Here is a 17,369-nt window from a genome sequence, read left to right as displayed (position 1 = left end):
CTAATTACTAAGCAGCTAATCGAAGGCAATTCTTCGTTAGCTGCTTTTTGGTTATTGGGCTAGCAAATCCTTGAGAAACAGCAGCATGCGCTGGATTAGCGCGGGATTCCAGTAATCAGTTCGCCACATCGCGGTCAAACTATATTTGGGCTGCTCGCCAGTTAAGGGCACCCCGGCAAGACCAGACAGCAACTGCGGCGAACGAAGCTCCGGCAGCATGGCTAGAACATGACCTGTACGAACCGCACTAAGCGTCTGTTCAACGCGGTCCGTGCTGAACTTCATGGAGAGCTTCACTTTCTCGTGCTCCTCCCATCGACGAAGCGATGCCTGCAAATCGATGTCATCCAGTGCGACGAAAGGGTAGGAAGACAACCGATAGGATGGGACTGCAGCAGCCTTGGCGAATGGATGGGAATCAGCCATGTAAATGGACAGCGGCATTTCGCGAATCACTTCGCAATGGAGCAGCGATTCGCTCTCATAGGAGAGTTCGGTACCTCCGTTTACGATGAGATCGATAGAGCGTTCCTTGAGCCGTTCCACGAGGAGATGACTCGGCCCGGTTTCGAACTTCATTTGCAGCTCCAGTCCTTCGTTAACGAGCGAGAACCAGTCTTTTGCAAAAAGTATAGATGAAGCAATGTCCGTACAACCTATAACGAAATGTTGGTTGCCCGTTTGCTGAAGCGCTGCAAACCGAATCTCGGCTTCTTTGTAAATGCGGGTGATCTCTGCGGCATAATGGTGCAGCAGACGCCCGGCTTCGGTTAGCAGAACTTTGCCTGTCTTAATCTCAAAGAGCGGCACTCCCCATTCTTCCTCGAGCTTTTTCATATGAAAGCTGACGGTTGGCTGTTTTAAACCGAGCTCATTCGCGACCGAAGTGACCTTTTTCAAGCGTTCTAGCATTACCAGAATTTGAAATCTTAATAAATTCATAATATTAAAGCTCCTACACGATCATTTTATAAAATTAATATATAGTAAACGGTTCCAACATTCAAATCGTCTATATATTTTTATCATTGCGTTAACACATCGAAAATATCACATTAATAAGCGGGGCGTAGAATTAGTTCTGTAAGCAAAACAAAAAACACCGCAAAGCGCGGAAGGAGAAAAATCACGAAATGAAAAAAGTATTGCTAGTAGTTGTTGCTTTAATGTTGACAATCGGTCTGGCGGCTTGCGGCTCTAAGAATGAGTCCTCTAATAATGGCGGTACATCAAACACAGGCAACGCTGGCACAGGTAACGCCAATACAGGCGGCGCAGCACTTAGCGGTTCCCTTCTGGCAGCAGGCTCCACGGCGCTTCAACCACTGGTCGAGCAAGTTTCGAAGAAGTTCATGGATGACGCGAAATACTCCGGCATCACCGTTCAAGTTCAAGGCGGCGGCAGCGGTACTGGTCTGACTCAAGTATCCGCAGGACAAGCAGATCTCGGCAACTCCGATATCTTCGCTGAAGAGAAGTTCGTTGATGCAGATGCAGATAAAGCAAAAGAATTGGTTGACCACCAAGTAGCGGTTGTTGCAATGGCTACTGTAGTAAACAAAGAAATATCGGTTGATAACTTGACTAAACAGCAGTTGGTTGACATCTTCACAGGCAAAGTAACGAACTGGAAAGACCTAGGCGGCAAAGATCAAAAGATTACAATCGTTAACCGTCCAAGCAGCTCCGGTACTCGTAAAACGTTTGAAAAGTATGCACTCGGAACAAAATCCGAAGACATTCAAGGTTCGATTCAAGAAGATTCCTCCGGTACTGTTAAGAAGCTCGTTGCCGAAACACCTGGCGCTATCGGTTACCTTGCGCTTTCCTACCTTGATGACACTGTAAAAACAGTGAAATACGAAGGCGTTGAACCAAAAGAAGAGAACATCGTATCCGGTAACTATCCAGTATGGGCTTACGAGCACGTGTATACAAAAGGCGAGCCGAACGAAGTTGCTAAAGCATTCATCGACTACCTGATGAGCGACGAAATTCAAAACGCAGACGTTGTAGAGCTTGGTTATATCCCAGTTGGCAAAATGCAAGTTAAACGTGACGCAGCAGGTAACATCACGAAGTAAATAGCTTAAACGGTGACGAGCAAGAGGTGGAGCCATTCTGCCTCTTGCTTCATCCGGTCTATACGAAACTGTTTCAGAGAAGGGGAGAAATCCATGGAGCGGCCCGCTGTTAAAGATAATCATATGGAGCAACAGGGAAATAGGGCAAGAAAAGTGGTTAAACCGCATGTGGTTGAAGAGTGGGTAGGAAAGGTCTACACGGCAATATGTATTCTCGTACTTGTCGTGACAATCGGAGCTATCGTTTATTTCGTTTCTTCACGCGGTTTGACGACATTTATCAAAGATGGTGTCAGCCTCAGCGGGCTGCTCGGTGGATTGAAATGGGATCCGGAAGCGGACATTCCGCTCTATGGTGCCTTGCCGTTTATCTTCGGTTCCTTCAGCACTTCGCTTCTTGCAGCATTGATTGCAGCACCGCTTGGCGTGTGCGCAGCAGTATTCATGACTCAAATTATGCCCGGCATCGGCAAACGTATTCTGCAGCCGGTTATTGAATTGCTTGCAGGTATTCCATCGGTTGTATTCGGCTTTGTTGGTCTTAGCGTAATCGTTCCGGCACTCCGTTCGATTTTCCCGGGTCAAGGTATCGGTATTGCGGCAGGTGCGATCGTATTGTCGCTTATGATTCTGCCGACCATTACAACAATCGCAACCGATGCGCTGGCAGGCTTGTCCGCCGGACTTAAGGAAGGCTCTTACGCGCTCGGCGCAACTCGCTGGCAGACGATCTACCGCATCGTCATCCCGACCACATTGCCTGCGCTTCTAACAGGCGTCGTCCTCGGCATGTCGCGTGCATTCGGCGAAGCACTCGCCGTTCAGATGGTCATCGGTAACTCGCCCCACATCCCGCACTCGCTGTTCGAGTCTGCATCGACGCTGACAAGCGTTATTACACTCGATATGGGTAACACCGTTATGGGCTCTGCACATAACAACGCACTTTGGTCTTTGGCACTTATTCTGCTTGCTATGACGTTCGTATTCGTGTTTGTAGTCCGCTTCCTTGAAAGGAGAAAGAATCGATGAGCGCAAAAACTGCAGATCGCATTGCAACAGGGGTCATCTATGCTGTGTCCGCACTCATCGTAGTCATTCTTGCGGGCTTGCTCGGCTATATTATTTTCCGCGGTATTGGTCATATCAGCTGGCACTTCTTGACTTCTGCACCGCAGACGATCAAGGCTGGCGGCGGTATCGGACCGCAATTGTTCAACTCGCTGTTCTTGCTTGTACTTACACTGATCATTACAATTCCGCTTGGCCTTGGCGCTGGCATTTATATGAGTGAATATGCGAAAGCAGGCCGTCTCACGGACACAATCCGTCTGATCGTCGAAGTGCTTTCGTCGTTCCCTTCAATCGTAATCGGTTTGTTCGGTTTGCTCGTAATCGTAAACTTGTTTGGACTTGGCTTCTCATTATTCTCGGGCGCACTGGCGCTCACAGTGTTCAACTTGCCGCTAATGGTGCGTATTACGGAGCAAGCACTAAGAGGCGTTCCGCGCGAACAGAAGGAAGCAAGTCTTGCGCTTGGCCTCTCCCGCTGGAAAACGATCACATCCGTCATGCTGCCGATTGCAACACCTGCAATCGTAACAGGTACCATTCTCGCTGCAGGCCGTGTATTCGGTGAAGCAGCAGCATTGCTGTTCACAGCCGGCATGAGCTCGCCGCGCCTTGATTTCACGAACTGGAATCCGCTCGACGAGCGTTCGCCGCTTAACCCTTTCCGTCCGGCTGAAACACTTGCCGTGCACATCTGGAAAATTAACAGCGAAGGACTCGCACCGGATGCATCGCAGATCGCAGCAGGCGCTTCGGCAGTTCTGATCATTATGGTGCTGGTATTCAACTTCGGCGCTAGATGGTTTGGACGTTATCTGCACCGTAAATTTACAGCGACCAAATAGGGGAGAGTGACGAGCTGTGGAAACACAAAGCTTAACAGCAAAAAATATTCACGTGCACTATGGCGAGAAAGAAGCGATCAAAGGTGTTTCGCTTGATTTCGCTCCTCGTGAAGTTACAGCGCTTATCGGACCTTCCGGCTGCGGTAAATCAACATTTCTGCGCAGCTTGAACCGAATGAACGATACCATTGACAATGCTCGCGTTACTGGGGAAATTTGGATCGATGGCGAAAATATTAATGAGCCCGGCGTCGACGTCGTTTTGCTTCGGCAGAAGATCGGCATGGTATGGCAGCGCCCGAATCCTTTTCATAAATCGATTTACGAGAACATCGCTTTCGGTCCTCGTTATCATGGCATCAAGAATAAGAAGCAGCTTGATCACATCGTGGAGGACTGCCTCCGCAAAGCCGCACTGTGGGATGAGACGAAGGACCGTCTTCACAATTCCGCACTGGCGTTGTCCGGCGGCCAGCAGCAGCGTCTTTGCATCGCACGCTCCATCGCGGTAAAACCTAAGGTTATTCTGATGGACGAACCGGCATCGGCACTCGATCCGGTATCGACAGCGAAGGTAGAGGAGCTCATCTCCGAGCTTAAGCAGGATTACACCATTGTCATCGTAACGCATAACATGCACCAAGCTGCACGCGTTTCAGACAAGACGGCGTTCTTCTATATGGGTAAAGTCGTGGAGTATGACAGAACGGAAAAGATCTTCACGAACCCGTCCGAGAAAGCGACAGACGATTATATTTCCGGCCGTTTCGGCTAAACCAAAGATCCGATTGCTGTTAGGTGAACTAGACCTAAGCGGCGCGGATCTTTTTATTTTTACACGAATTTAATGCTCCCTTCACAATCATGTCCTACAATAGTAATGTTTGGAATCTCCTATTATATGACTGGATACCTAAAGAGGGATGCAAGTGGACGAAATAGGATATGGGCTGTTAGACCGCACAATGATCCAGCGCCTTCGGGAGCGGTCAGGCAGCGGAGGGATCGGGATCATCATCGCACAATTATCCGCAGCAGTGCCTTTGTCCGTTCAAGAAGCGATGGCGGGATGGGTTATGCAGCAGCGCGGGCTTGTGTGGCGGTACAGGATGGAGAACGATTACTTTTTCTTTTTGCAGCGCGGCGGCAAATCGGAGGAGAAGCTGGACAAGCTGCTGCGTAGTAGCGTGGACTCGCTCCAGAGCAAGCTGCTTCGAGGCTATGAAGGCTATGAGGATTTTGGCGGCACGGGAACTAAATTCAGCATTGGCTTCGCTGCGGCTGTTCCATCGACGAACGGACGATCTGCGGAAGCTACGATTTACAAAGGTATTCGAGAAGCAGTGACGATGATGTTAAACCAGCAGCTGCGAAATGCGGCAATCGAGCAAGCTGCGGCAGCGATCGAACAGGACGCTTTTGCAAGCGGAGGCAAGGACACGGACCAGCAGGAGTGGAACTGGGGAAGTGGGAGTAAAGGACTGCCGAACGTCTCGCCTGCGCCATTCTTGATCGGAGCGCTTGCGAAGCCGATTCCGACCTTCTCGCCAACATCGCTTGTATCAGACCTTGCCCGCATGTTTGAGATTAACACGCATGTGCAAGGCGCGGTAATTGCAAGTGAAGGCAGGCCTCTTGGGCTCGTCATGAAAGAGAACATGAATCAGCTGCTCGCAGGACAGTTCGGGCTTCCGCTCTATTGGAACCGATCGATCACGAAGATTATGGATGAAGAGACGCTCGTCGTCGATGCGAATCTGACCGTTGAGCAGGTGGCGCAGCAAGCGATGGCGCGCGATATTTCCAGACTGTATCATGTCGTCATCATTACAAGGCACGAGAAGCTGATCGGTGCGGCATCCATTCGTTCGATTCTCGAATGCATGACGCAGCTGCGTACGGAGGAAGCTAGAACCGCGAATCCGCTCACAGGATTGCCTGGCAATGCGACGATTCAACGGGAGATGCAGCGGCGCATCGATTCGGGCAAGCCGTTCTCGATTGTTTACGGCGATCTGGATTATTTCAAATGGTATAACGATTGCTTCGGTTTCAGCCAAGGGGATGAATTGATCCGGTATCTCGCCACTGTGCTGCAGGACGTAACACGGCATGTAGGCGAAAAGCAGGATTTTGTCGGCCATATCGGCGGGGATGATTTCATCGTTCTCTCTCATACATCTGAACCGGAGAAGCTGTGCAAATATATTATTGCCCGCTTTGACGGCGGAATTAGCGCCTACCATCAAGGTGGGAAAGCAGGCACAACCGTTATGGACCGAAGCGGCAAAGCGGTGGAGCAAGACGGCGTTACATTATCGTTATCATTGCTGCAATGGGACGGGGAGCATGAGGTGACGACAGCGATGATCTCGCAGGCAGCTGCCAGACTGAAGAAACAGGCGAAGGCGGTGAGCGGCAGTGCCTTTGTTGCAGCCGATGTACCCGAAAAGCATCCGGGAGAGGGAATAACGTGACATTAACAACTACAGAGCAGATGGGGATCATCTATTTCGCTTGGCATGGCAAGGCGCAGGAGCGAATGGAGATCAGCGCAAGGCTGCAGGCAGAATGGAAGGCGTTCGCCGAACTTGTGCTGCAGGAACAGAAGCCATCAGGTTCAAGCGACTTGTCGAGATTATGGCTGCGAGACGATCTATTCGTGTGTTTGAAGCTGCCTTATGTAAGGAGGGAACTGATGGAAGAACAGCTGCTTGAGCTCGGCAGCCAGATGAAGAAGGATTGGCAGCATCGGTTCATGGATTCGGCCTTCGGCGGCAAAGTGCCGGAGCTAAATCTCCATGCAGGCGTATCGATTCTCGACAACGACATTCATTCCGAGCAAGAGCGGCTGTACGAAGGGATCAAGCGTGCCATCATTCATGGTCAGACAAAGTGTGCGACAGAGCGAGGTCTTAAGCGGCGCACGCTGGATCAGATCTTGCAAGGGCGACTCATTCAGCCCGTTTATCAGCCGATTATTTCATTGCAATGCGGAACGGATGCGGCTTACGGCTACGAAGCGTTGTCGCGGGTGCCGTCTCAGCGCTGGTTTGACGGTCCGCTGGGGCTGTTTGATTTTGCCGCGGAAGAAGGACTAACCTACTCCGTTGACCGACTTGCACGGGAACGAGCGATTGAATGCTGCACCGGGCTGTCGAGCGGGCAGAAGCTGTTCATTAACATAACCGCGCAGATTATGCAGGACCCGACCTTTACGCCGGGACAGACGTTGCTGCTGCTCGAGCGGTATGGGCTGTCGCCTCATCATGTCGTGTTTGAAATTACGGAGCGCAGCTCGATTGAGGACTTTGCCTCTGCCAAGAAGCTTCTGCAGCATTACCGCAGCCAAGGGTACCAGATCGCAATTGATGATGCGGGCGCAGGCTACTCCTCTCTGCAATCGATTGTTGAATTGAAACCGGACTATATCAAGATCGACCGGTCGCTCATTAGCGGCATTCATCAGGACGAAATGAAAGGCCACCTCGTTCATACCTTCACAGAGCTGGCGAAGCAGATGAACATCTCGCTGGTAGCCGAGGGGATTGAAGAGGAGGCGGAGCTCCAATTCGTGAAAGAGCTTGGCGTGCAGTATGCGCAAGGTTATTTGCTGGGACGACCAAGGCCGACAATCGGATAATTTTTGTGCGAAAAAAGCTTTTCCACTTCTTGCTTGCAGCTTGCGGGCGGAGGTGGGAAAGCTTGTTTGCTTTATGCTATGATAAGCAGTAGGAAAAATAAGGTGAGGTGTGCCTGTCTAATGGCGAAATGGATATTGATCGACGGCAACAGTATCATTTATCGGGCATTCTTCGCATTGCCGCCGCTGACCAATTCTGCGGGGCTGCATACGAATGCGGTGTACGGCTTTACAACGATGCTGCTGAAGCTCATTGAGGAAGAGAAACCGACGCATATGCTCGTTGCGTTCGATGCCGGCAAGACGACATTCCGTCATGAAGGCTATGCTGAATATAAAGGCGGACGCGAGAAGACGCCGACGGAACTGAGCGAGCAGTTCCCAATCTTGAAAGAGCTGTTGAAATCATTCGGCATCGCGCAGTATGAGCTGCCGGGCTATGAAGCGGACGACATTATCGGAACGCTCAGCCGCATCGCGGATGAAGGCGGCGTAGAGACGGTCGTTGTCTCCGGCGATAAAGATATGCTGCAGCTCGCGTCCGACAACGTGACGATTGCGCTTACCCGTAAGGGGATCAGCGAAGTGGAGCGATACAATCCCGCTGAGATTAAGGAGCGCTACGGTCTGACGCCGCTGCAGATTATCGATCTGAAGGGGCTTATGGGCGATACGTCCGATAACATCCCGGGCATACCGGGCGTCGGGGAGAAGACGGCGCTGAAGCTGCTGCATGAATTCGGCAGCGTTGAAGCGGTCATCGCAGGCGTGAATGAGCTGAAGGGCAAGATGAAGGAAAAGGTCGAGGAGCATCAGGAAAGCGCCGTGATGAGCAAGAAGCTCGCGACGATCTACCGCGAAGTGCCGCTCGAGCATGAATCGGACGAGCTTGCGTACAGCGGCTATGACGATGCGGCACTCGGCGATGCGTTCCGCAAGCTGGAGTTCAAGTCGCTCATCGAGCGGCTCGGTCTCTCAGCTGCGGGCAGTGCAGCGGATGTGCCGGCTGCGGAAGCGAACTATGAGGTCGTGTCTCTGAGCGGCTTGCCTGCTGACGAGGTGACCGAATTGTTGAGGGCATCCGAGAGCATCTATATTGAAGCGATCGGTGATAATCCGCATCAGTCTAGGCTGATCGGCATTGCAGTTGCCAGCGGCGACCGCATTCTGACGGTGACGTATGACGAGCTGATGGGGACGACATTGTCCGCGCCGGTTCGTGCATGGCTGGAAGATGCGAATGCGCCGAAGAAAGGCTACGATCTGCATAAAGCGGAGCTGACCTTGCATTGGATGGGCATCGACCTGCGCGGAGTGGCGCTCGACACGATGCTTGCTGCGTATTTGCTTGATCCGACCGATACAAGCTTGACGCTTGCTGCGCTTATTTCCCGCTATAAGCTTGCTTCGATTCAGTCGGACGAAGCGGTATATGGCAAAGGCGCGAAATTCCAAGTGCCAGGCAGCGACGTGCTTGCCGCGCACTTGGCTGCGAAGGCTGATGCAGTTCGCAGGCTTATCCCGGTTCTGACGGATGAGCTGGAGAAGGGCCATATGAGCAAGCTGTGCTACGAGCTTGAGCAGCCGCTCGCGGTTGTTCTTGCCGGCATGGAGAAGCAAGGGATCAAGGTGAACCCTGCCGTGCTGGAAGACCTCGGCGCAGAGCTGGAGCGCAATATCGCCCAGTATATGAGCGATATCTATACGCATGCGGGCATGGAGTTCAACATCAACTCGCCAAGACAGCTCGGCGAAGTGCTGTTCGAGAAGCTTGGCCTGCCGGCGTGGAAGAAGACGAAGACGGGCTACTCCACCGATGCAGAGGTACTCGAGAAGCTGGCGCCGTATCATGAGATTGTTGGCATGATCCTGCACTATCGTCAATTGGCGAAGCTGCAATCCACGTACGTGGAAGGGCTGCTTAAAGAGATTCGCCGCGATACGGGCAAGGTGCATACTTATTACCGGCAGACGATTGCCGCGACTGGCCGTCTGTCGAGCCAATTCCCGAACCTGCAGAACATTCCGATCCGCCTCGAGGAAGGACGCCGAATCCGTAAGGCATTCGTACCATCTGAACCGGGCTGGACGATTCTCGCTGCCGACTATTCGCAGATCGAGCTCCGCGTCCTAGCGGAAATTTCGGGCGATGAGAATATGAAGGAAGCGTTCATCAAAGATATCGATATCCATACGAAGACGGCGATGGACGTGTTTGGCGTAACGCCTGATCAAGTCGATTCGAACATGCGCCGCCAAGCGAAAGCCGTAAACTTCGGTATCGTCTACGGCATCAGCGACTTCGGTCTTTCGAACAACCTGAACATTACGCGGGATGAGGCGGCAAGGTTCAAGGAGCAATATTTTGCCGCGTTCCAAGGCGTTCGTGCGTACATGGACAACATCGTCGTGCAGGCGCGGGAGAACGGCTATGTGACGACGCTGCTGGATCGCCGCCGCTACTTGCCGGACATCCATGCGTCGAATTTCAATATCCGTTCGTTCGCGGAACGGACGGCGATGAATACGCCGATCCAAGGTACGGCGGCGGATATTATCAAGCTGGCCATGGTGAACATGGACAAGGAAATCCGCGCGCGCGGCTTGCGCAGCCGGATGCTGCTGCAGGTGCACGATGAGCTCGTCTTCGAGGTTCCGCAGGAAGAGCTGGAACTGATGAAGACACTCGTGCCGCAAGTCATGGCGAGCGCGCTGAAGCTGGATGTACCGCTGCGGGCGGACGTCAGCTATGGCGACAACTGGTATGAAGCGAAGTAATTGAAAGAGAGAGGCTGCCTATGACTGTTAATGATTATGTTCATATTCATGGCAGCCTCTTCATTGCTTTATCTTGCAACCGCTTACTTTACTCGAGGAGGGCTATGAAATGACAGTGACTTCGATTCCGAACGATTATATAGAGCGTGTATACGCCGGCTGGCTAGGCAAAGTCATTGGCGTGCGCCACGGCGGCAATATTGAACAGTGGACATATGACCGGATTGCGCGAACGTTCGGGGAGATTACCGGGTACTTGCATACGTTCAAGAACTTCGCCGCGGATGATGACACGAATGGTCCGATGTTCTTCCTGCGCGCGTTAGAGGATTTCACACATACAAGCGACATTACGGCGGAGCAGATGGGTCTTACGTGGCTCAACTATGCGCCGGACGGCCACAGCTTCTTCTGGTGGGGCGGCTATGGCAAGTCGACGGAGCATACGGCATATCAGAATTTGAAGAATGGAATTATGGCGCCGCGTTCCGGCTCGATTGAGCAGAACGGTGCAGCCGTCGCCGAGCAAATCGGCGGTCAAATCTTCATCGATGTATGGGGACTCATTAATCCAGGCAATCCGAAGCGCGCTGCCGAGTATGCGGAGAAAATTGCAAGTGTCTCTCATGACGGTAATGGCAAGTACGGCGGCATGTTCATTGCGGCGTGTATCGCGGCTGCATTCGTACATAAGGATATTCGCACGATTCTGGAGGAAGGACTGACGGTCATTCCGGCGGATTGCGAATTTACGCGCATGACGCGGGCGGTCATGGATTACCACGCCCAGCAACCGGAGAATTGGCGCGAAGCGTTCTTCTATGTAAGAGACAATTTCGGCTATCGTCTGTATCCTGGCGAATGCCACATCATCCCGAATGCGGCGGTCATCGTACTCTCCCTGCTCTATGGAGGCGGCGACTTCTCACGAGCCATTAACATCTGTAATATGTGCGGCTGGGATACGGACTGCAACGTTGCGAACGTCGGCACGATTATGGGCGTCATGAATGGACTGGACGGCATCGATGCTTCGTGGCGCAAGCCGATCAACGACTTCCTCTGCTGCTCCAGTGTCATTGGCACGCTCAATATGCTGGACATCCCTTGGTGCGCATCGTATATCGCAAGCTTTGGCTACAAAATTGCTGGCGTAGAATTGCCTTCGGAGTGGGCTTCGGTGCTGAAAGGTGACGGGCCGCGGTTCCATTTTGAATATCCAGGCTCTACGCATGCCTTCCGTACCGACTTTGATCCAAGCGGCGCACATGTCACGAGCTTCGTGGAAAATACGACTGAAGCAGTGGCGAGCGGCAGCCGCGCCCTGAAAGTGGTGTTCGACCGGGCAACATGCGGTTATGGTTACCGGACGTACTACAAGACCTACTATCGTCCGGATGATTTCAACGACAGCCGCTACGATCCTAGCTTCTCGCCGCAGCTGTATCCGGGGCAAACGATTAGCACTAAGGTGATGGTGCCTGACTTTGGCAGGGCAGGTATTCGGGCACGGCTATATGTACTTGATGGCAATGCTGAGGTGCGTCATTACGGTGAAACAGTTGAACTCGTACGGGGCGAATGGACTTCGATACGGTTCGAGCTGCCTTACATGGAGAATGTGTGCATCGAGGAAGCAGGCATCGAATTCATACCGTCGGAAGGCTGGAACGATAATCTGGTCGCTTATGTCGACCATATGGACTTCTCGGGTACGCCACAATATGCGGTGAGCTTCCAGCACGAACGGACAGAGCGCTGGCACGGACTTCATCTTCCGGTGAGCCAGTTCACCAGTCTACGTGGACTTTGGGCGCTTGAAGGCGGCGAGTTGTCCGGCAGCTACAGCGGCGAGCCAGCTGAAACCTACACCGGCGATCTGAAGTGGCAGGACTATGTGTACGAAGCGGTCGTTCATCCGATTGCTGGCGGTCATCATCACATTCAGTTCCGCGTCCAAGGCGGCATCCGGTCTTACGCGGTTGGTCTCGCACCTGGCGATAAGGTTTGCTTTTACAAGAATTCGCATGGTTACAAGGAGCTTGCTTCGGCTGACTTTGCATGGTCGCTGCAGAGCGATTATACGATTAAAGTTGCTGCGATTCAGAACCGTTTCATCGTCTACGTAGATGGGATCAAGGTGCTTCAGGTGGAGGATACAGATGCTCCGTATCTGAACGGGCAAATCGGGTTCTCGAATATGGCGGGCAGCCATACGCATTACAAGCAATTTTCGGTTCGCGGGCAATAATCGATACAATTGTGGTGAAGCTCTCGTCGCTGCGTGCGGCGGGAGTTTTTCTTATTGAGAAATCGTTGTAAACCGCTGAAGATGGGAGTCCTTGTCGCTAGGAGTTTTGGCCGCGCTGAGGTATAATGGTGGTTGAGCTTTTTGCATGGGAGGGAAATAAGAAATGCCGGAATTACCAGAGGTTGAAACCGTTCGCCGGACGCTGAACGAGCTTGTTGCAGGCAAACGGATCGAGCGGGTTACCGTTACCCTTCCGCGAATCATTCAACGGCCGGAGGAGCCGGAAGCTTTCGCTGCTGCGCTTGCGGGCCACACGATTCAATCCGTGGAGAGACGGGGTAAATTTCTAAGGATTATACTGGATGGTCTTGTCCTTGTTTCGCATTTGCGCATGGAAGGCCGTTATGGTGTATATAAGCAAGACGAACCAGTTGAACTGCATACGCATGTGAGGTTCCACTTCGATGACGGCATGGAGCTGCGTTATAAGGACGTACGCCAATTCGGGACGATGCATTTGTTCGCGCCGGGCGATGATCTGACGCTGCCGCCGCTGAATAAGCTAGGCATCGAGCCGCTCGAAGAAGCGTTCACGCTGCAGGCGTTCAAGAAAGCAGTCGCCAGCCGCAAAACGAAGATTAAGCCGCTGCTGTTGAATCAAGAGCATATCGTCGGACTCGGCAATATCTATGTGGATGAGGCGCTGTTCACGGCAGGCATCCATCCGGAGCGGACGCCGGATACGCTGAAGGCTGCGGATTGGAGCCGATTGTACGATGCCATTCGAGCAACGCTCGGCCGCGCAGTTGATGCGGGAGGTTCCTCGATTAAGTCGTATGTAAACGGTCAAGGCGAGATGGGCATGTTCCAGCATGAGCTGCTTGTGTATGGCCGCGAGAAGGAAGCATGCCGCAGCTGCGGCGGTCCGATCAGCAAATCCGTTGTCGGCGGACGTGGCACGCACATTTGTCTGCGTTGTCAGCCTCTGCCGAAAGCGGGTAAACGGGCGAATCAGGTCAAGCAGGCCGCCAAATAAGGCACGAGTTGAAGCAGCGCGCATATGATGTACCATTCATGTTTCTAGGCGAATGCACAGAACGCCTGTGCTTTGTCATCATGGGAGGGACATCAAAGTGCTTGTACATGCCGCTTCACTGCTGCTGCTTGCTTTTGCTGTAAGCTTGGATGGATTTGGCGTTGGGGTTACGTACGGCTTGCGCCGTATTCGGATTCCGATTCTGTCGGTAATCATTATCGCGTTCTGCTCGGGTCTTGTCGTCTGGCTATCGATGCAAATCGGTTCGATCTTAACCAATTATATGTCGCCGACCGTGGCCAAAATGATCGGTGCGCTGCTGCTCATGTGTATCGGCGTCTGGGCGCTCATACAATATTGGCAGCGTCGCAAGGCCGGGGACAACGTCGCGGATGACGAGGCTGCCGATAGCGCGGCATCGCAAGTGAGCGGCATCGCCGTCACGGAAGTACAGCCTGCGTCAGGTGAAGTGACTGCATCGGCGATCGTCAACCTCGAGCTCAAACGACTCGGTATCGTCATCCAGATTTTGCGGACGCCGCAGGTCGCTGACGTAGACCGTTCCGGAATCATCTCGGCATCGGAAGCGATTTTGCTCGGCTTCGCCTTGTCGCTCGACAGCTTCGGCGCGGGTCTTGGAGCTGCGATGGTCGGGTATGATCCACTGCTGACTGCACTTATTATCAGTACGACCAGCGGGCTCTTCCTGCTTGCCGGCATGCGGCTCGGATTCCGATTCGCCGGATGGCGCGGTATGCGTGCTTTATCGGTGCTGCCGGGTATTATGCTGATTGTGATGGGCTTCTTGCGGCTCATGTAGAATAGAATGGTAATGATATACTGCAACACATGGTTCATTTAGGCTTATTCCATTATGAGGTGAATGTATTGAGACTCGGATTAACAGGCGGCATCGCTTGTGGTAAAAGCACGGTCAGCGCGATGCTTCTCGCGCGAGGCGCCAAGCTTGTTGATGCTGATCAGGTCGCCCGGGAAGTGGTGCTTCCCGGCGAGCCTGCGCTCGCGGCAATTGTTTCTGAATTCGGACAAGCTGTCTTGAATGAAGATGGAACGATGAATCGGGCTCAAGTTGGCAAGCTTGTGTTTAACAATCCTGAACAGTTAAGCAAACTGAATTCTATTCTGCATCCTGCAATTCGGAAGCGAATGTGGGAAAGAATAGAAGCGTATGAAGCGGAAGATCCGAAGCAGCTGATCGTCGCAGACATTCCCTTATTGTTTGAAACGGGACAAGATGCGATGTACGATGCGGTGATGGTCGTCTACGTGCCGCAGTCTGTTCAGCTCGAACGGCTTAAGCAGCGGAACCAGTTAACAGAAGAGCAAGCGTCGCAGCGGATCGCGCTGCAGCTGGATATTGAAGAGAAGAAGCGCCGGGCTACATACGTCATCGACAACAGAGGAACACTGGCGGAGACGGAACAGCAGATTGAACGATTTTGGCGTGAGCAGGGATTGCCATGAAGAAACGAAGAAACAAATTTCGGCGCAGAGTGGTTCTCATCTTGTGTATTGCACTTCTCACCTTACTATTCGTACGCTCGGAATGGATGAGCCACTGGCTGTACCCGGTGAAATACCGAGAGGATATTGTTATTAGCGCAAACAATTATAAGCTGGAGCCGCATCTCGTGGCAGCGATTATCCGCGTCGAGACGAATTATAAGACAGGCGTCGTTTCGAAAAAAGGTGCGATCGGCGTGATGCAGCTTATGCCAGATACAGCCAAGTGGATTATCGAGCGGGGTGGATTCACGAATGTTACGTTGGAATCCATTTCGAACCGGGCTGATGTTGGAATCGAGATCGGCGCCTGGTACTTGAACTCATTGTATAATCAGTTTGACGGCAATATGTATACGACCATCGCAGCGTATAATGCCGGTCCCGGAACGGTAAACCGCTGGCTAAAAGGCGGCACATGGGACGGGCAGCTGGACACGATAGATCAGGTACCGTATGGCGAAACAAGGCACTATATACAGCGTGTCATTTATTATTATAATAAGTATAAGGACCTATATCCGGATTTGCTTGTAGATACCGGTGCCGAATAAGACTTTTTTGAAATGATAAAAACTTTGGCCGGCTGCCTACCGGCAACCAGCCAAAGCTTGTTGATTAAGACCTTTGATTATCGACCTGCTAGAGATTGCTCTGCAATTTGCACTAGTTTGCGGGTAATGCTGCCACCGATGGAACCGGCATCTTTTGTTGTGATGTTGCCGTAGTATCCATCTTGCGGAAGGGAAATACCCAGCTCTTGTGCGACCTCATATTTCATTTGGTCAAGTGCAGCGCTAGCTTGTGGTACAACTAGTTGGTTGCTGTTTCCGTTAGCCACTGTCGTTCACCTCCTTGCGGTTGGTAACTGTATTATGTGCGGAATGCCTTTTTTAATAACAGGTAACGGCTGGTAATCGATTGGTGAAGAGAATTTGGCGTTCACACACTGCTATGAAGACGGAGGATATTAACCGATGAAATGTCCGTATTGCGACTATGCCGGGACAAAAGTGCTTGATTCCAGACCCGCTAACGAAAATAAATCGATTCGCCGCCGCCGGGAGTGCGAGAAATGTACACGGCGGTTCACGACGTTCGAGATGGTGGAGGAAACGCCGCTGATCGTCATTAAGAAAGACGGCAGCCGTGAAGAATTTAGCCGCGACAAAATTTTGCGCGGACTTATTCGTGCCTGCGAGAAACGTCCGGTATCGATTGATCAGCTTGAAATCATCGTGTCCGAAGCGGAGAAAGAATTGCGTACGACGGCGCTTGCCGAAGTAGAGAGCCGCGAAATCGGCGAGCTCGTTATGTCACAGCTGTATCCGGTTGATGAAGTCGCTTACGTCCGGTTCGCCTCCGTTTATCGGCAGTTCAAGGATATCGACATGTTTATGAAAGAGCTGAGCAATCTGCTCTCGAGGAGTGACGGTTGATTGAGTGATGGTTGAGCGTGGATGATTGATGCGTGATAGTTGAATAAGTGATGATGCGTGTTAAAGCCTGAACCCTGTGAGGGTTTGGGCTTTTCTTGTGTAGTGGCGGATGGCCTCTAACGGACTACAGAGACGTTATTCGTGCGAAATCGACAGTTTTGAAATTCTAACGGACTCCAGATTCCTTATTCCCAGCATTTGAGCCAATTTTGGCTCAGAAATGGAGTGATAGTGACACTGTAGTCCGTTAGCGCAGCTGGAGCTCGAAAAAGCCAGCCATAAGGTCTGCTGTGTCCGTTAAGCCTATTGCTGGATTGGACTGGAGTCGGAGGAGGCTACAGATCCCGTTTGATGTTAGGCGATCAACTGGCCAGCGAACCCGCCCCAACAAGTAATCGGGTAGGAGGCTACCCATTAGTTGAGTAGCCGACCTCCCACACCACCGTACGTACCGTTCGGTATACGGCGGTTCCTAAGTTTACGTTGTAACTTGTCGGTAGTAATCTGAAAAGAATAAGAATCCGAGTTCTTTGAGGGTATTGTTGTCGAGGGATTTGGAGAGGATCGGGCTATGGGAGGTTCTCCAGTAGCCCTTTCTTGTGTTGGCGTATTCCCATGCTTGTTTGGCGCGGATCCCAAATGCTTTTAGGTTCGTAAACCTTGTCTTCACTCGTTTCCATTGTTTCCAGTACACCATG

15 protein-coding genes and 1 pseudogene are annotated in these 17,369 nt (G+C 52.1%); 13 read left to right on the top strand and 3 right to left on the bottom strand.

The features are described from left to right. Positions 1-51 precede the first annotated feature (51 nt). Positions 52-942 (bottom strand): LysR family transcriptional regulator, encoded by an 891-nt coding sequence (locus A8990_RS18500; RefSeq protein ID WP_116190527.1) that lies wholly within the window; start codon positions 940-942, stop codon positions 52-54. Between the two features lie 191 nt (positions 943-1,133). Between A8990_RS18500 and A8990_RS18495 the strand changes: the two genes are divergently transcribed. The 12 genes from A8990_RS18495 to A8990_RS18440 all read left to right on the top strand — a co-directional run bounded on the left by A8990_RS18495 (position 1,134) and on the right by A8990_RS18440 (position 15,786). Beyond that, positions 1,134-2,084 (top strand): phosphate ABC transporter substrate-binding protein, encoded by a 951-nt coding sequence (locus tag A8990_RS18495; protein ID WP_116190526.1) that lies wholly within the window; start codon positions 1,134-1,136, stop codon positions 2,082-2,084. 123 nt (positions 2,085-2,207) lie between these two features. Continuing rightward, positions 2,208-3,116, top strand: coding sequence for a phosphate ABC transporter permease subunit PstC (pstC, locus tag A8990_RS18490; protein WP_116190599.1), 909 nt, complete (start codon positions 2,208-2,210; stop codon positions 3,114-3,116). Next, entirely contained in the window at positions 3,113-4,000 is an 888-nt protein-coding gene (pstA, locus tag A8990_RS18485) for a phosphate ABC transporter permease PstA (protein WP_116190525.1), read from the top strand. The genes pstC and pstA overlap by 4 nt, the downstream gene beginning before the upstream one ends. Before the next feature lie 16 nt (positions 4,001-4,016). Continuing rightward, on the top strand, positions 4,017-4,775 hold the full coding sequence (gene pstB / locus A8990_RS18480; RefSeq protein ID WP_116190524.1) for a phosphate ABC transporter ATP-binding protein PstB: 759 nt from the start codon (positions 4,017-4,019) through the stop codon (positions 4,773-4,775). 154 nt (positions 4,776-4,929) lie between these two features. Then, positions 4,930-6,477, top strand: coding sequence for a GGDEF domain-containing protein (locus A8990_RS18475; RefSeq protein ID WP_181909658.1), 1,548 nt, complete (start codon positions 4,930-4,932; stop codon positions 6,475-6,477). Beyond that, positions 6,474-7,643 (top strand): EAL domain-containing protein, encoded by a 1,170-nt coding sequence (locus A8990_RS18470; RefSeq protein ID WP_116190522.1) that lies wholly within the window; start codon positions 6,474-6,476, stop codon positions 7,641-7,643. Before A8990_RS18475 ends, A8990_RS18470 begins: the two co-directional genes overlap by 4 nt. Positions 7,644-7,763: 120 nt before the next feature. After that, a complete protein-coding gene (gene polA / locus A8990_RS18465) occupies positions 7,764-10,421 on the top strand; it encodes a DNA polymerase I (protein ID WP_116190521.1) in 2,658 nt (885 codons plus the stop codon). A gap of 109 nt (positions 10,422-10,530) precedes the next feature. Beyond that, positions 10,531-12,672, top strand: coding sequence for an ADP-ribosylglycohydrolase family protein (locus A8990_RS18460; RefSeq protein ID WP_181909657.1), 2,142 nt, complete (start codon positions 10,531-10,533; stop codon positions 12,670-12,672). 163 nt (positions 12,673-12,835) lie between these two features. After that, the gene (gene mutM, locus A8990_RS18455) at positions 12,836-13,708 is read left to right on the top strand and encodes a DNA-formamidopyrimidine glycosylase (protein ID WP_116190520.1); all 873 of its coding nucleotides are present in this window, start codon (positions 12,836-12,838) and stop codon (positions 13,706-13,708) included. A 97-nt stretch (positions 13,709-13,805) separates the two neighbouring features. Further along, on the top strand, positions 13,806-14,528 hold the full coding sequence (locus tag A8990_RS18450) for an MntP/YtaF family protein (protein ID WP_245996090.1): 723 nt from the start codon (positions 13,806-13,808) through the stop codon (positions 14,526-14,528). Positions 14,529-14,596: 68 nt separating this feature from the next. Continuing rightward, positions 14,597-15,193: a dephospho-CoA kinase gene (gene coaE / locus A8990_RS18445; protein WP_116190518.1), complete on the top strand. Its 597-nt coding sequence runs from the start codon at positions 14,597-14,599 to the stop codon at positions 15,191-15,193. Then, entirely contained in the window at positions 15,190-15,786 is a 597-nt protein-coding gene (locus tag A8990_RS18440) for a lytic transglycosylase domain-containing protein (RefSeq protein ID WP_116190517.1), read from the top strand. Before coaE ends, A8990_RS18440 begins: the two co-directional genes overlap by 4 nt. Before the next feature lie 77 nt (positions 15,787-15,863). Here A8990_RS18440 and A8990_RS18435 read toward each other — a convergent pair whose 3' ends face one another. Next, positions 15,864-16,073 carry an alpha/beta-type small acid-soluble spore protein gene (locus A8990_RS18435; RefSeq protein ID WP_090572721.1) on the bottom strand — a complete coding sequence of 70 codons (210 nt, stop codon included), beginning with the start codon at positions 16,071-16,073 and terminating at the stop codon, positions 15,864-15,866. Positions 16,074-16,209: 136 nt separating this feature from the next. On the opposite strand from A8990_RS18435, the gene nrdR reads away from it, so the two are divergent. Then, positions 16,210-16,671, top strand: coding sequence for a transcriptional regulator NrdR (nrdR, locus tag A8990_RS18430; protein WP_116190516.1), 462 nt, complete (start codon positions 16,210-16,212; stop codon positions 16,669-16,671). Positions 16,672-17,149: 478 nt separating this feature from the next. Here the strand turns inward: nrdR and A8990_RS31850 are convergent. Next, a pseudogene (locus A8990_RS31850) lies at positions 17,150-17,369 on the bottom strand (group II intron reverse transcriptase/maturase); the annotation flags it as partial.

Origin of the sequence: Paenibacillus taihuensis, assembly GCF_003386535.1 — a bacterium.
Taxonomy (GTDB): domain Bacteria; phylum Bacillota; class Bacilli; order Paenibacillales; family Paenibacillaceae; genus Paenibacillus_Z; species Paenibacillus_Z taihuensis.
The sequence above is the reverse complement of the archived record's forward strand: the minus strand, read 5'-3'. Positions and strand labels throughout refer to the sequence as shown.

Excerpts from the sequence above, each read along its gene's own strand:
- A8990_RS18500 (WP_116190527.1), bottom strand. The coding sequence starts at position 942 with ATGAATTTATTAAGATTTCAAATTCTGGTAATGCTAGAACGCTTGAAA.
- A8990_RS18495 (WP_116190526.1), top strand. The coding sequence starts at position 1,134 with ATGAAAAAAGTATTGCTAGTAGTTGTTGCTTTAATGTTGACAATCGGT.
- pstC (WP_116190599.1), top strand. The coding sequence starts at position 2,208 with ATGGAGCAACAGGGAAATAGGGCAAGAAAAGTGGTTAAACCGCATGTG.
- pstA (WP_116190525.1), top strand. The coding sequence starts at position 3,113 with ATGAGCGCAAAAACTGCAGATCGCATTGCAACAGGGGTCATCTATGCT.
- polA (WP_116190521.1), top strand. The coding sequence starts at position 7,764 with ATGGCGAAATGGATATTGATCGACGGCAACAGTATCATTTATCGGGCA.
- A8990_RS18460 (WP_181909657.1), top strand. The coding sequence starts at position 10,531 with ATGACAGTGACTTCGATTCCGAACGATTATATAGAGCGTGTATACGCC.
- mutM (WP_116190520.1), top strand. The coding sequence starts at position 12,836 with ATGCCGGAATTACCAGAGGTTGAAACCGTTCGCCGGACGCTGAACGAG.
- A8990_RS18440 (WP_116190517.1), top strand. The coding sequence starts at position 15,190 with ATGAAGAAACGAAGAAACAAATTTCGGCGCAGAGTGGTTCTCATCTTG.
- nrdR (WP_116190516.1), top strand. The coding sequence starts at position 16,210 with ATGAAATGTCCGTATTGCGACTATGCCGGGACAAAAGTGCTTGATTCC.